Genomic DNA, 13,796 nt, shown 5'->3' with positions numbered 1-13,796 from the left:
GTGGAGCTGACCATCAGCGACGGCTACGCGGTCTACCGCGGGCCGGTGGGCGGCGGACCGATCCACCGCCACGGTGCCTACCAGATTGTGGTCGCCGGGCGCGGCGAGGTCACCATGGTCGACCGGCCCGGAATCAGTTATCGCGGTGCCGCGCTGGTGATCTCGCCGATGACGGCCCATCGCATCCAGGCCGCAGCCGATCTGATCACCTACTACATCGAGCCGCACTGCCGGTTCGCCGACGGATTACGGGAGCGGTACGCCCCCGGGATAGCGCTCGCCCCCGAACTGGTCGGACTGCGCCGGGACGACGTCGCAACAGCATGCCGGGGAACGTCACAAGAGCTTGATCCTCGCCTGGTGACGGCACTGGCCATGCTGGCCGGCCGCGATGTCGCCATATCGGATCTTGCTGCCACACTGGGTATTTCGCCACAGCGCCTGCGGGCGCTGGCGCGCCGGGAATTGGGTATGCCGCTGACCCGGTGGCGGATCTGGGCGCGGCTGCGCCGGGCCGTCGAGGCGTTGCAGTCCGGTGTGCCGATGGCCGAGGCCGCGGTGACGGCCGGGTTCTCCGATCAGGCTCACTTCACCCGGCAGATGCGCGAGATGATGGGCCTGACCCCGGCGGTAGTGCGCCACACCCTCGGGTGATCACCGTTTTCGGGCGGTATAGATCGAGATGGTTCCGTTGACGGTGGCGATCACTTCGGCCTCGCGAACATCGACGAAGCCGGCAGCCGAAATCAGTTCCGGGAGCACACCGTCGGCGTTGGGTTGGGTATCGGTCTTGCCGTCGGCGAACTGGACGAACCGAAACGCCAAGCGCATCAACGGCGTCCGCTGCAACCCGAAATCGGCGATCACCAGCCGGCCTCCCGGGCGCAGCACCGCGAACATCGATGCCAGGATGGCGCGTTTGACGCCCATCGGGCACTGATGCAGCACCAGGCTCGATGTCACGGCGTCCATCGACTCCGCGCCCACCGAATCCACCAGCGCATCGCCCATCCCGGTCAGCCAGCGGACTCGGGCGTCGGCATCTTTGCCGCGTGCCACCGCCAGGATCTTCGGATCGGGGTCCAGGCCGGTAACCGTGGCCTGCGGCTCGACACGCGCAACCAGCAGCGCCAAAGATCCGGTGCCGCAACCCACGTCGAGGATCGCATCGCCGGGGCGCGGAGCCAGGTGCATGACGGTCAGTCCCCGCCACAACCGCTCGCGCGTCATCGCCACGACGGTGTCGAAGAAGCCGGCGCCGAGCAGGCGGGTCGGCGCCAGCCGGCCCAGGGCGGGGGTGAAGGTCTCATCGCTCATACCGCCAGTCTCGCCCGGGCGGCACCGTGCCGTCTTGAACAAACCGCTCACCCGGTCGCGAACGACGCCAGCATGGCGGCGATGTCCTCGACCGAGAGCTCGCCGTGTTGGGCGACATCGTTTATGAACACCTCGGCCGCATCGACGTCGAATTCAGGCGAGAGCTCAACGCCGTTGATGTGCAGGAAGGTCCACGCCGACGCCCATGCGGTGCGCTTGTTCCCGTCCACCATGGCATGGTTGCGGGCCAGTGACTGCAACAATCCCGCCGCCTTCGTGTACAGGTCGGGGTAGGCGTCCACGCCGAATACCGTCGCCCGGGGCCTCGCGACGGCGGAATCCAGCAGACCGTAGTCACCGACTTCACACGGCTGACCCACGGCGAACGCGCCGGCGGTGAGTACGTCGTCGCGGTCCAGGAACTCGGTCAAGCCAGGCGACGATTCAATTCGGCGGAGCGTTGTGCCACCAGTGCAGCCGCCTCGGTGACTCGACGGCGATGTTCGCTGGCTGCGGTGACAACCGCGCGATGGGCAAACGCGCGCAGCGAGACGTTCTCGTCGCCTGCGGCGGCGCGGACCGCGGCCAGCTCGTCCTCGGTGAAGGTGATGTTCAGAGACGGCACTCGACCATGGTACCGCTCCTGGCACTGAATTTGGTACCGATTGGTCCGGGGCGAACCGCTGGGAGCTGACGGAGGCCGACGGTAGACTGAGGCGTCCGTCTTATTGCTGTACAGGCCCCCAGGAAGCAGGCATCGGAAGCCACGTGACGTCCCGCGATACCAGCGCCGCCTCCCAGGTTCGCAGCAGCATCGATGTTCCGCCCGACCTCGTCATGGGTCTGCTGGGTTCCGCCGACGAGAACCTGCGCGCGCTTGAGCGCCTCCTGACCGCCGACCTGCACGTACGCGGCAATGCGATCACCTTCTCCGGGGAACCGGCCGATGTGGCGCTGGCCGAGCGGGTGATCTCCGAGTTGGTGGCGATCGTTGCCGGTGGTCAGTCCCTGACGCCTGAGACCGTGCGGCACAGCGTCGGCATGCTGGTGGGAACCGGCAACGAGTCGCCGGCCGAAGTACTCAGCCTCGACATCCTGTCCCGGCGCGGCAAGACGATCCGGCCCAAGACGCTCAACCAGAAGCGCTATGTGGATGCGATCGACGCCAACACCATCGTGTTCGGCATCGGTCCGGCCGGCACGGGCAAGACCTACCTGGCCATGGCCAAGGCGGTCAGCGCGCTGCAGTCCAAACAGGTGACCCGCATCATCCTGACCCGGCCGGCGGTGGAAGCCGGTGAGAGCCTTGGCTTTCTGCCCGGCACGCTGAGCGAGAAGATCGACCCGTATCTGCGTCCGCTCTACGACGCACTGCACGACATGATGGACGCCGAGCTGATTCCCAAGCTGATGAGCTCCGGGGTGATCGAGGTGGCGCCGCTGGCGTACATGCGCGGCCGCTCCCTCAACAGCGCGTTCATCATTCTCGACGAGGCGCAGAACACCACCGCCGAGCAGATGAAGATGTTCCTGACCCGGCTGGGGTTCGGCTCCAAGATGGTCGTCACCGGCGACGTCACCCAGATCGACCTGCCGGGCGGGGCGAAGTCGGGCCTGCGGGCCGCGGTGGACATCCTCGACGAGATAGACGACATCTGCGTCGCGGAGCTGACCAGCGTGGACGTGGTCCGACACCGGCTGGTCTCCGACATCGTCGACGCCTATTCCCGCCACGAGGCGCAGCGCACCGGGCCCGGGCTGGAGATGAACCGGGCGTCGCGGCGCGCATCACAAGGCAGGTCGCGCCGATGAGCATCGAGGTCTCCAACGAGTCCGGCCTGGACGTCTCCGAGGTCGAGCTGGTCAGCGTCGCCAAGTTCGTGCTGGCGAAGATGGACGTCAATCCGGGTGCGGAGCTGTCGATGGTGTTGCTGGACACCGCCGCGATGGCCGACCTGCACATGCGCTGGATGGACCTGCCCGGGCCCACCGACGTGATGAGCTTCCCGATGGACGAGCTGGAGCCCGGCGGCCGCCCGGACGCCCCCGAGCCCGGCCCGTCGATGCTCGGCGACATCGCGCTGTGCCCGGAGTTCGCCGCCGAGCAGGCTGCCGCGTCCGGGCATTCGCTCGGCCAGGAGCTGGCACTGCTCACCGTCCACGGCGTCCTGCACCTGCTGGGCTACGACCACGCCGAGCCGGACGAGGAAAAAGAGATGTTCGCGCTGCAGCGCCGGCTGCTGGAGGAGTGGGTGGCCGACCAGGTGGAGACCTACCGGGTGCAGACCCAGAGCGAGAAGGACCGCCGGTTGCTGGACAAGTCCAGGTACTTCGACGAACTGTGAGCAGCACACCGCTGTTACTCGGCGTGATCGCGCTGATCGGCCTGGGCGGGCTGTTCGCGGCGATCGATGCGGCGGTCACCACCGTCTCGCCGGCGCGGGTCGAGGAGTTGGTGCGGGCCAAACGTCCCGGCGCGGTGTGGCTGAACAAACTGCTGACCGAGCGACCGCAATACATCAACCTGGTGGTGCTGCTGCGCATCACCTGCGAGATCACCGCCACCGCACTGCTGGTGTTCCTCCTGCACGCGGTGCTCGGCCTCGACTGGGGGCTGTTCGGTGCCGCCGCGGTCATGGTGGTGGTGAGCTTCGTGGTGATCGGCGTGGGCCCACGAACCCTGGGCCGCCAGAACGCCTACTCGATCGCCTTGGCGACAGCGCTTCCGCTGCAAGTCATTTCGGTGCTGCTCACACCGATCAGCCGGGTGCTGGTGGTGCTGGGCAACGCGCTGACCCCGGGGCGCGGCTTCCGCAACGGGCCGTTCGCCTCCGAAATCGAGTTACGTGAGGTCGTCGACCTGGCACAGCAGCGCGGGGTGGTGGCCGCCGATGAGCGCCGGATGATCCAGTCGGTGTTCGAGCTGGCCGACACCCCCGCCCGCGAGGTGATGGTGCCGCGCACCGAGATGGTCTGGATCGAGCACGACAAGTCCGCCGGCCAGGCCACCTCGTTGGCGGTGCGCAGCGGCCACTCCCGCATCCCGGTGGTCGGCGAGAACGTCGATGACATTCTCGGCGTGGTTTATCTCAAAGACCTTGTCCAGCAGACCTATTACTCGACGAACGGCGGACGCGACACCACCGTGGCGCAGGTGATGCGACCGGCGGTGTTCATGCCGGACTCCAAGGCGCTCGACGCCCTGCTGCACGACATGCAGCGCAGCCGCTACCACATGGCCCTGCTGGTCGACGAGTACGGCGCGATAGCCGGCCTGGTGACCATCGAGGATGTGTTGGAGGAGATCGTCGGGGAGATCGCCGACGAGTACGACCAGGGTGAAGTCGCCCCGGTGCAGGATTTGGGCGACAACAGGTTTCGGGTTTCCGCGCGGCTGCCCATCGAGGACGTCGGTGAGTTGTGCGGCGTGGAGTTCGACCCGGATCTGGACGTCGAGACCGTGGGCGGTCTGCTGGCGCTGGAGCTCGGCCGGGTTGCGCTGCCCGGCTCCGAGGTAACCTCACACGGGCTGCGGCTGCAGGCCGAAGGCAACCGTGACGGCCGGGGGCGGGTGCGGATCGCCACCGTACTGATCACTCCGGCCGCGGAGCCCGACGGCGAGGAGGCAGCAGATGACTGAATTCCATTCCGGCTTCGTGTGTTTCGTCGGACGCCCCAACACCGGCAAGTCCACATTGACCAACGCGCTGGTGGGGCAGAAGGTGGCGATCACCTCCAACCGGCCGCAGACCACCCGGCACACCATCCGCGGCATCGTGCACCGTGATGACTTCCAGATCATCCTGGTCGACACTCCCGGGCTGCACCGTCCGCGCACCCTGCTGGGCAAGCGGCTCAACGACCTGGTCCGCGACACCTACTCCCAGGTCGACGTCATCGGGCTGTGTATCCCGGCTGATGAGGCGATCGGCCCGGGGGACCGCTGGATCATCGAACAGATCCGGGAGGTCGCCCCCAAGACCACGCTGGTGGTCGTCGTCACCAAGATCGACAAGACCTCGCGCGATCGGGTCGCCGCGCAGCTGGTGGCCGTCGGGGAGCTGGCACCGGAGGCCGAGATCGTGCCGGTGTCGGCCGTCAGCGGTGAACAGGTCGATGTGCTGATCGGCGTGCTGGCCGCGGCGCTGCCGGTGGGGCCGGCCTTCTACCCCGACGGCGAGCTGACCGACGAGCCGGAAGAGACATTGATGGCCGAGTTCATCCGGGAGGCCGCGCTGGAAGGGGTGCGAGACGAACTGCCGCACTCGCTGGCGGTGGTGATCGACGACATCGAAAGGCGTGAGGGCCAGGACGGCAAGGACGACCTGATCAAGGTGTACGCGCTGCTCTACGTCGAACGCGACAGTCAGAAGGGGATCGTGATCGGCCGGGGCGGCGCCAGGCTGCGCGAGGTGGGCACCGCCGCGCGCACCCAGATCGAGAAGCTTCTGGGCACCAAAGTCTTTCTCGACCTGCGGGTCAAGGTCGCCAAGAATTGGCAGCGTGACCCGAAACAGCTCGGTCGCCTCGGCTTCTGAGCACTCCCGACGGACACGCCGACCACCCACCTGGGACGTGCGCCCGCTCCGCAGCGCGGCATTGGGTACATTCCTTGGGTGCCGGTACGCAAGTCGTTGCTCGTCTCCTCTGTTGGCCTGGTCCTGTGTGCGCAAGCACTGACGGGTTGCGGAGGGAGCCATAAGCCCTTCGACACCACCAAGCTGTTCAACGTCGAGTCGACGTTCGGTTCGGACTTCAAGACCCAGCACCAAGGTCCCAAGGACATCGACCCCAAGATCCTCGGGCCGCAGAAGATGCCGCCCGGCGTGACCTTCGAGCCGTCGGACTGCGCCGACTACGCGTCCAGCAGCGGCCGGCCACCCAAGGGCATCCGGGGCAAGATGTCGATGCTGTCGGTCAACGGCGCCGGTAACCAGCTCGTCGCGATCGCCATGCAGGCCGACTCGGACATTCCCTACGACTCCGCGCTCGCCGAGAAGTGCAAGCACGTGTCGTTCGAGGCCGGCAAGCTCACCGGCTACCTCGACGCGGTCGACGCCCCTGCCATCGACAAGGCGCAGACATCGGGTTCGCACTCGGAGATCGAGATCACCGACAAGGAAGGGCAGCAGCAGTCCCGCGAGTCCTACACCTTCACCGCCTACCTCGGCGACGCGATGGTGCAGGTCACCGCGACGCCTGCGCCGGTGCGCGGTCAGCCGCCGGCGATGGTCGACGCCGACCGGGCCCGCCAGCTGCTTGTCGATGCGGTCGCAGCGCTGCGCAGCTGACGCTGACCCCCAGGCATGAGCGGACGTGAGCCCCGCGTCATCGTGATCGGCGCCGGCGTCGCCGGCATCACCACCGCCTACGTCCTGCGGGAGCGGGGATTCACCGACGTCACCGTCCTGGAGAAGGGCTCCGACGTCGGCGGCGTCTGGTACTGGAACCACTACCCGGGGCTGCGCTGCGACGTGCCGTCGCAGATCTACCAGTTCGGTTTTGCCCCCAAGCCCGACTGGCAGCACACCTGGGCCACCGGAACCACCATTGCGCGCTACCACCGCGACGTCGTCGACCAGCTCGGTCTGGCACCGCTGATCCGGCTCGACACCGAGGTCACCGACCTGGTGTGGGACGAGACCGGGCACTGGAGCCTGACCACGGCCGCCGGAGAGACGCTGATCGCCGACTTCGTGATCTGCGCGACCGGCGTGCTGCATCACCCGTTCACCCCCGACATCCCGGGTCTGGCCGATTTCGCCGGGCCGGTGGTGCACACCGCTCGCTGGGACGATGACCTCGACACCACCGGAAAACGTATCGCGGTGATCGGCACCGGTTCGACCGGAGTGCAGGTGGTTTCGGCGCTGCAGCCCGACGCCTCCTCGATCGACCACTACGTCCGTTCGGCGCAGTGGATCTTGTGGGCGCCGATGTCGATCCGGCAGCTTCCCGGCATCGCGGCGGTCCTGGCACGGTTCCCGGCGCTGCATCGTGCGCTGTACCGGATGATGGCATTCGGTGGCTCGGCGCTGCTCACCGACGTCACCACCCGGCCGTCCTGGCGGCGCCGGGCGGTGCAGGAATACGCGCGGTTGTGTCTGCGAATTCAGGTGCGCGACAAAGAATTACGGGCCAAACTCGAACCTGATTACCAGCCGCTGTGCAAGCGTCAGGTGGTCTCGGGAAGCTACTACCGGGCGATCGGCTCCGGCAACGCCGAGCTGGTGACCGCTCGCATCGCCGAAGTCACCGCTGGCGGGATCCGCACCGCCGACGGCACCCACCGGGACGCCGACATCATCGTGCTGGCGACCGGGTTTGCGGCGCACAACTACATGCGGCCCATGCGGCTGATCGGTCGCGACCGCATCGACATCGACGACGCCTGGGCCAAGGGGCCGCGCGCCTACCGGATGACCGCGATCCCGGGGTTCCCGAACCTGTTCACCGTGCTCGGGCCGAACTCACCCACCGGATCGATCTCGCTGCAGTACACCTCGGAGCTGACCGCCGGTTACATCGCGCAGTGGCTGGAGAAGTTCCGGGCGGGGGAGTTGACCACCGTGGAGGTCACCGAGCAGGCCACCACCCGCTTCAATGACGACGTCGCCACCGCGATGGGCCCGACGGTGTGGAACACCGGCTGCAATTCCTGGTATCTGACCGAGGACGGGAACATCGATCTGTGGCCGTTCGACCGCACCACCATGAACCAGATGCTGAGCAGCCCGGATCCGGCGGACTTCCACCTGACTTAGTGGTCGCCCCTGGCCACCGGCCGGGACGGGTCCGAACTCCACTGCGACCAGGAGCCCGGGAACAGCGCGGCATCACGGCCGGTCGCAGCAAGTGCCGCTACCAGCACTGTCGCGCTGACCCCCGAGCCGCAGTAGGCCCCGACGCTGTCGCCGGAGCCGATGCCGCGTTCGGCGAGAAGTCGCGCGATGGCGTCGTCGGGCAGGAATGTGCCGTCGTCGGCCAGCACCGCGGTGAACGGCAGATTGACGGCGCCCGGGATGTGCCCGGCGACTTTGTCGAGGGGTTCTTCTTCGCCGCGGAACCGCGCGGGTGCGCGGGCGTCCAGCAGCGCCCAGGTGCCGGCCTCGGCGCCGTCGCCGGCCTCGTCGGCGGTCAGGGTCGACCGCACACCGTCGGAGAAGTCTTCGGGCAGCACGGTGAAGGTGCCGGGTTGCGGGGTGCGCTCGCGGGGCTCCAACTCGCCACCGGCGGATATCCAGGCCTGAAGGCCCCCGTCGAGAATCCGGACGTCGGTCAGACCCGAGGCGGTCAGAAGCCACCACAACCGTCCGGAGCCCGCCCGGTTCCAGTCGTCGTAGACAACCACCGGCCGGTTGCGCCGCACACCCCAGCGGCGGGCGGCGGCTTCGAAATTGCGGCCGGTCGGCAGCGGATGCCGACCACGCCCGGTGACCGAATGATCGGACAGCTCGTCCTCAAGCGAGACGTAGACCGCCCCCGGGATGTGGCCGCGCAGATAGGCCGGATGCCCGTCGGGCACCTCCAGGCTCCAACGGATATCCAAGATGCTGACCGGATCACCGGCTCGCAACAGCTCAGTGAGCTCCCCAGCAGAGATCAGAACCTTGCTGCGGGGGCCCACCGGGCGGTTCAGTTCAGTAGTTGTTGCAGGAACCGGCGACCGAGGTGATCGTGCCGATGTACTGCTGCGCCTCGGGCATGCCCGAGATCATGGTCGCCAGCTGCTGCCGCTTGGCGGGGGGCGCGTTCAGGAACATCTGCAGCATGCCCTGCACGTTCGGCGCGGCGTCGAACTCACCGGCCGCGGCCGGGTTCTCGGCGTGCAGTGCCCGGTTGACCTGTCCGTAGTTGCACGTGGTGTTGACGAACGGCGTGAGGTCGGGGCTAGCGGACGCCAATCCGGCTCCCATGGACAGCGGCAGCGACAGCGCCAGACTGCCAGCCGCGACAGCAAGCTTGGTCAACGACAGAGTGGCCATTTTCGAAAACGCCTTTCGCATGGTGAACGCTACGCGGATTACGCAGTCCGGTACGACCGTGTCAGCTTAGCGGACAGTCGCAGACCGCGCAGAAGGCCAAGTCGCAGGGGGTTTTCCGCCGACTCTACGGGCGCCGGTCGGGCTGGGTGCGCCACCACGGCGTGGGTTGCTTGGCGGCCCAGCCGCTGATGCCCTCCAGTTCGGCGGCCAGCGAAACCAGCCGGCCGTCGCTGTGTGCGGGCCCCATCAGCTGCACCCCGATCGGCAGCCCGTCGGCGGTGAATCCGGCCGGCACGTTGACCGACGGCCAGCCCAGCAGGTTCCACGGCCAGGTCACCGGGCAGGCGGCGATCATGGCCCGATCGGTTTCGGTGGTGCTCAGATCGTCGAACTTGTTCACCAGCGGTGGGGGCTGGGCGGTGGTGGGCGCCAGAACCACGTCGACGATCCGGAAGATGGAGCCCACCCGGCGCCTGTCTTTGATCTCGTGGGCGCGGGCCTGGCGCAGGATCGCCTGGGACAGCAGCCGGCCGGTACGCATGTTCGACAGCGTCCGAGGGTCCAGGTCGGCCGGGTCGTAACGCCCGCCGGCGTTGAACACCCCGGCGGTCGAGCGGGCGAGAAAGTTCCAGGACAGCCGTAGGCCGTAGTCCGGATTTCCAGGCACCACGCTGTGCCCGAGCAGGCGCAGCTGGGCGGCGACATGTTCCAGCGCGGCCCTGATCTCCGGATGCAGGCGCGCCGGGAACCCCGTGAAGGGGAACCGGGTGGAGATCGCGATCCGCAGCGGCCCGGGGGCGGTGCGCACGTAGTCGGAGACGGTCACCGGCGGTGGCTGGTGGCGATCGCCCTCGACGTTGCCCGACGCCGCATCCAGCACCAGCGCGGCGTCCTCGACGGTACGGGCCAGTACGCCGTTGACCGTGATCCCGTTGAACGCCTCCGGCAGCGGCCAGGTGGAGATCCGGCCCCGCTGCGGTTTGATGCCGACCAGGTGGGTCCATGCGGCGGGGATGCGCACGCTGCCGGCGCCGTCCGAGCCGATCGCCGCGGCGACCAGGCCCGCCGCAACGGCCGCGGCGCTGCCGCCCGAGGACCCGCCCGGGGTGTGCCGGCGCGACCAGGGATTGCGGGTATGGCCGAAGCCCGGACCGCTGGTGAACGGCCATTGACCCAGCTCGCAGGTGTTGGTCTTGCCGACGATCACCGCGCCGGCGGCTCGCAGGCGCCGGACCATCTCGGCGTCGTCGCCGGCCGGCTCGACGTAGCCGGAGGTGCCGAACGAGGTGGGGACACCCGCGATGTCGGTGTCGTCCTTGACCGCGATCGGGATGCCCAACAGCGGCGCCCGCCCGCCGGCCGCCCGGCGCCGGTCGGCTTCGGTAGCTTGGGCCAGCGCGGACTCGGTGAACACCACCCGGAAGGCGTTGAGTGTGGACTGGCTGGCGTCGATGGCGTGCAACGAACGGCGGACCAGCTCGACCGAGGTCACCGCGCCGCTGGCCAGTTGGTAGAGCTGCTCGGTGACGGTGGGGAAACGGGCGCCGGACGGCGCGGGCGGATAGGTCATCGGTGATGAGACTATCGGCGTGCCACGCCGGTCGCCGTCCTCGCAACGCGTCCGGTGCAGTGCGAAACTGGTGCGATGCGGCTGTACCGGGACCGGGCGGTGGTGCTGCGCCAGCACAAGCTCGGCGAGGCCGACCGGATCGTCACTTTGCTCACCCGCGACCACGGGCTGGTTCGCGCGGTGGCCAAGGGCGTGCGTCGTACCCGCAGTAAGTTCGGCGCCCGACTGGAACCGTTCGCGCACATCGACGTGCAGCTGCATCCGGGGCGCAACCTCGACATCGTCACCCAGGTGGTGTCGGTGGACTCGTTCGCCGGTGACATCGTCAGCGACTACGGCCGCTACACCTGCGCCTGCGTGATGCTGGAGACCGCCGAGCGCCTGGCCGGTGCCGAGCGCGCCCCGGCGACGGCGCTGCACCGGCTCACCGTCGGTGCACTGCGGGCGGTAGCCGACGGCAGCCGCCCGCGTGAGCTGGTGTTGGACGCCTATCTTCTGCGCGCCATGTCGGTGGCGGGCTGGGCGCCGGCGTTGACCGAGTGCGCCCGCTGTGCCACCCCCGGCCCGCACCGGGCGTTTCATGTCGCCGCCGGCGGCAGCGTCTGCGCGCATTGCCGCCCGGCCGGGGCGACCACCCCGCCGGTGGGTGTGCTGGAGCTGATGTCGGCGCTGCATGACGGGGACTGGGAGGGTGCGGAGATCGCCACGGCGGCGCACCGCAGCCACGCCAGCGGACTGGTGGCCGCGCATCTGCAGTGGCATCTGGAGCGGCGGCTGCGGACGTTGCCGCTGGTGGAACGGGTCCAGCGGGCGAGCCAGAACATCGACGCCGGGGCGGACCCAGAAGCGGACGCGGTCTGAGGGTGCCGGCCGCGAGTGCCGAGCCGGGCGATTGGGCCGGTTTCGGCGGACTGGTCCGGGCTCGGCGGTAGGCTGGTGCGACTTCACGATCCGAGGGCTCAATCCGGAAGGCAGGCCGAATGATTCATGACACCGGGTGGGGGCGCAGGGCGTATGACGCTGCGCCGCGCTACGTGAACGGTTTCGGTGCGGCGGCGGGTGCGCTGCTGGTCGCGGGAATGATTCCGGCGGTGCTGCCGCCGGCTCAGGCGCGCGCCGAAGCCGGCCCTGGATTCGGGATCACCGTCCCCCTGCAGGTTCACGCCCCCGGTGCTGATGGTGCTGATGGTGCCGACGGTGCTGATGGTGCCGACGGCGCCCCGGGTGCCGCCGGTGAGGGCGGCCTCGGCGGTCAGGGCGGCAAGGGTGGCAAGGGTGGCAAGGGTGGTCAAGGCGGCCACGGTGGTCAAGGCGGCAAGGGTGGCCAGGGCGGTGCCGGCGGCAGGGGCGGCGAAGGCGGTCAAGGCGGCCACGGTGGCGCCGGCGGTGCGGGCGGCGCAGGTGGTGCCGGCGGTCAGCCCGGTATGGGTGGTGCCGGCGGCGCCGGCGGCGCGGCCGGGCCCGGCGGAACACCGGGGCAGCCCGGGAAACCCGGCGAGCCCGGGAAACCCGGACACCCCGGTCAGCCCAGCTGAGACGGCCCACGGAGGCGTTTCACACACCCGTCGCGGCGCTCGGAGTGTGAGCCGCGCCGCATCGGCCGAATACTCCCCACTAAAGTCTGACCCGATCACTCGGGGGCAATGTAATAAAGGAGCCACAAAGAAGTGACTGATAACCCACGCGCTGACGTTGTTTCGCGGCAGTACGAGCGGTGGACCTACCCGCCGCCCATCCACGACCTGCAGGCGTGGTCGGCCGGGAACTGGGAATGGTTCGACCCGAGCCACGCGCACAAGGTGCTGTGGCCGGACAAGCCGTACCGGGCGGAACTGGACATCCTCATCGCGGGCTGCGGCACCAACCAGGCTGCCGTCTTCGCCTACAACAACCCCCAGTCCAAGGTGGTGGCCGTCGACATCAGCCAGGCGTCCCTGGGCCATCAGCAGTACCTCAAGGACAAGCACGGTCTGTGGAACCTCGAGCTGCACCAGCTGCCGATCGAGGAGTTGTCCACCCTGGGCCTCGACTTCGACCTGGTGGTCTCGACCGGTGTGCTGCACCACATGGCCGACCCGAAGGTGGGCATGAAGGCGGTAGCCGACCAGCTGCGGCCCGACGGCGTCGCCGCGATCATGCTGTACGCCCGCTACGGGCGGCTCGGGATCGAGATCCTCGAGGGGGTCTTCCAGGAGCTGGGTCTCGAGCAGAGCGACGAGTCGATCCACGTGGTGCGCGATGCCATCCGGATGCTCTCCCCGGAGCACCCCGTGCGGCCGTACCTGAAGATCGCCGGCGACCTGGCTTCGGATTCGGGCCTGGTGGACACGTTCCTGCACGGTCGCGCGAAGAGCTACGACGTCGATGGCTGTATCGACCTCGCCGACTCCGCCGGGCTGGACTTCCAGGGCTGGCTGCTCAAGGCGCCGTACTACGCCCACGATGTGTCCGGGCCGTCCGGCAGCTTCTACGAGGCGATCAACAAGCTGCCCGAGGCCAAGATCTGGTCGGTGATGGAGCGCATTCACACCCTCAACGCGCGGCACTTCTTCATGGCGACCCGCCGCGACCGGCCCAAGAGCAGCTACCAGATCGACTTCTCCACGCCGGAAAGCCTCGACTACGTGCCGATGTTCCGCTTCAAGTGCGGGCTCAACGGCAACGAGATCATCCGGCCGGGCTGGCGGATGCCGCTCAACCCGGCGCAGCTGCCGTTCGTTCAGAGCATCGACGGACGCCGCAGTATCCGCGACATCGCCGCGGGTCTGTCGCAGGCCGGCGGTCCGAACCGGGCCAGTGCGTCCGATCTGGAGAAGTTCGGGCGCCGGTTCTTCCAGGGTCTGTGGCGACTGGACTTCGTCGCGATGGACCTGGCCCCGGGTTGGTCAACGGCGTAAACAGGCGGGCCGCCACGGCGGATGCAC

The 13,796-nt window shown here is 68.5% G+C and carries 16 protein-coding genes; 9 read left to right on the top strand and 7 right to left on the bottom strand.

Annotated features, from left to right (window positions below):
• Window positions 1-654, top strand: coding sequence for a helix-turn-helix domain-containing protein (locus K6T84_RS02175; RefSeq protein ID WP_224865266.1), 654 nt, complete (start codon window positions 1-3; stop codon window positions 652-654).
• Here the strand turns inward: K6T84_RS02175 and K6T84_RS02170 are convergent, their stop codons facing one another.
• The 3 genes from K6T84_RS02170 to K6T84_RS02160 are packed head-to-tail and all read right to left on the bottom strand — an operon-like array spanning window position 655 to window position 1,942.
• A complete protein-coding gene (locus tag K6T84_RS02170; RefSeq protein WP_224865267.1) occupies window positions 655-1,317 on the bottom strand; it encodes a class I SAM-dependent methyltransferase in 663 nt (220 codons plus the stop codon).
• 47 nt (window positions 1,318-1,364) lie between these two features.
• Window positions 1,365-1,748: a type II toxin-antitoxin system death-on-curing family toxin gene (locus tag K6T84_RS02165; protein ID WP_224865268.1), complete on the bottom strand. Its 384-nt coding sequence runs from the start codon at window positions 1,746-1,748 to the stop codon at window positions 1,365-1,367.
• The gene (locus K6T84_RS02160; RefSeq protein ID WP_224865269.1) at window positions 1,745-1,942 is read right to left on the bottom strand and encodes an antitoxin Phd; all 198 of its coding nucleotides are present in this window, start codon (window positions 1,940-1,942) and stop codon (window positions 1,745-1,747) included. The genes K6T84_RS02165 and K6T84_RS02160 overlap by 4 nt, the downstream gene beginning before the upstream one ends.
• Before the next feature lie 131 nt (window positions 1,943-2,073).
• On the opposite strand from K6T84_RS02160, the gene K6T84_RS02155 reads away from it, so the two are divergent.
• The 6 genes from K6T84_RS02155 (at window position 2,074) to K6T84_RS02130 (ending at window position 8,081) form a co-directional block, all read left to right on the top strand.
• Window positions 2,074-3,129, top strand: a complete 1,056-nt coding sequence (locus tag K6T84_RS02155; RefSeq protein WP_224865734.1) for a PhoH family protein — start codon at window positions 2,074-2,076, stop codon at window positions 3,127-3,129.
• Complete coding sequence (gene ybeY, locus K6T84_RS02150; RefSeq protein ID WP_224865270.1) at window positions 3,126-3,662, top strand: rRNA maturation RNase YbeY; 537 nt, start codon at window positions 3,126-3,128, stop codon at window positions 3,660-3,662. The genes K6T84_RS02155 and ybeY overlap by 4 nt, the downstream gene beginning before the upstream one ends.
• Window positions 3,659-4,957, top strand: a complete 1,299-nt coding sequence (locus K6T84_RS02145; RefSeq protein ID WP_224865271.1) for a hemolysin family protein — start codon at window positions 3,659-3,661, stop codon at window positions 4,955-4,957. The genes ybeY and K6T84_RS02145 overlap by 4 nt, the downstream gene beginning before the upstream one ends.
• Window positions 4,950-5,855, top strand: coding sequence for a GTPase Era (gene era / locus K6T84_RS02140; RefSeq protein ID WP_224865272.1), 906 nt, complete (start codon window positions 4,950-4,952; stop codon window positions 5,853-5,855). Before K6T84_RS02145 ends, era begins: the two co-directional genes overlap by 8 nt.
• 78 nt (window positions 5,856-5,933) lie before the next feature.
• Window positions 5,934-6,608: a DUF5642 family protein gene (locus K6T84_RS02135; RefSeq protein WP_224865273.1), complete on the top strand. Its 675-nt coding sequence runs from the start codon at window positions 5,934-5,936 to the stop codon at window positions 6,606-6,608.
• A gap of 15 nt (window positions 6,609-6,623) precedes the next feature.
• A complete protein-coding gene (locus tag K6T84_RS02130) occupies window positions 6,624-8,081 on the top strand; it encodes a flavin-containing monooxygenase (RefSeq protein ID WP_225399318.1) in 1,458 nt (485 codons plus the stop codon).
• Here K6T84_RS02130 and K6T84_RS02125 read toward each other — a convergent pair.
• From K6T84_RS02125 to K6T84_RS02115, 3 genes are all read right to left on the bottom strand, one after another.
• A complete protein-coding gene (locus K6T84_RS02125; protein WP_225399319.1) occupies window positions 8,078-8,944 on the bottom strand; it encodes a sulfurtransferase in 867 nt (288 codons plus the stop codon). The genes K6T84_RS02130 and K6T84_RS02125 overlap by 4 nt on opposite strands.
• A 13-nt stretch (window positions 8,945-8,957) precedes the next feature.
• Window positions 8,958-9,302: a hemophore-related protein gene (locus tag K6T84_RS02120; protein ID WP_224865276.1), complete on the bottom strand. Its 345-nt coding sequence runs from the start codon at window positions 9,300-9,302 to the stop codon at window positions 8,958-8,960.
• Window positions 9,303-9,426: 124 nt separating this feature from the next.
• The gene (locus tag K6T84_RS02115; protein ID WP_224865277.1) at window positions 9,427-10,872 is read right to left on the bottom strand and encodes an amidase; all 1,446 of its coding nucleotides are present in this window, start codon (window positions 10,870-10,872) and stop codon (window positions 9,427-9,429) included.
• A 75-nt stretch (window positions 10,873-10,947) separates the two neighbouring features.
• Between K6T84_RS02115 and recO the strand changes: the two genes are divergently transcribed.
• The gene (gene recO / locus K6T84_RS02110) at window positions 10,948-11,733 is read left to right on the top strand and encodes a DNA repair protein RecO (protein WP_224865278.1); all 786 of its coding nucleotides are present in this window, start codon (window positions 10,948-10,950) and stop codon (window positions 11,731-11,733) included.
• A gap of 98 nt (window positions 11,734-11,831) precedes the next feature.
• Here recO and K6T84_RS02105 read toward each other — a convergent pair whose 3' ends face one another.
• The gene (locus K6T84_RS02105; protein WP_225401790.1) at window positions 11,832-12,389 is read right to left on the bottom strand and encodes a hypothetical protein; all 558 of its coding nucleotides are present in this window, start codon (window positions 12,387-12,389) and stop codon (window positions 11,832-11,834) included.
• Window positions 12,390-12,539: 150 nt separating this feature from the next.
• Here K6T84_RS02105 and K6T84_RS02100 point away from each other — a divergent pair, with 150 nt between their 5' ends.
• The gene (locus K6T84_RS02100; protein WP_225401791.1) at window positions 12,540-13,769 is read left to right on the top strand and encodes a class I SAM-dependent methyltransferase; all 1,230 of its coding nucleotides are present in this window, start codon (window positions 12,540-12,542) and stop codon (window positions 13,767-13,769) included.
• The last annotated feature ends 27 nt before the right edge of the window (window positions 13,770-13,796 follow it).

The sequence above is a fragment of the Mycobacterium zoologicum genome, assembly GCF_020181635.2.
Classification (GTDB): Bacteria; Actinomycetota; Actinomycetes; order Mycobacteriales; family Mycobacteriaceae; genus Mycobacterium; species Mycobacterium zoologicum.
This window is presented reverse-complemented; position numbering and strand designations above follow the sequence as displayed.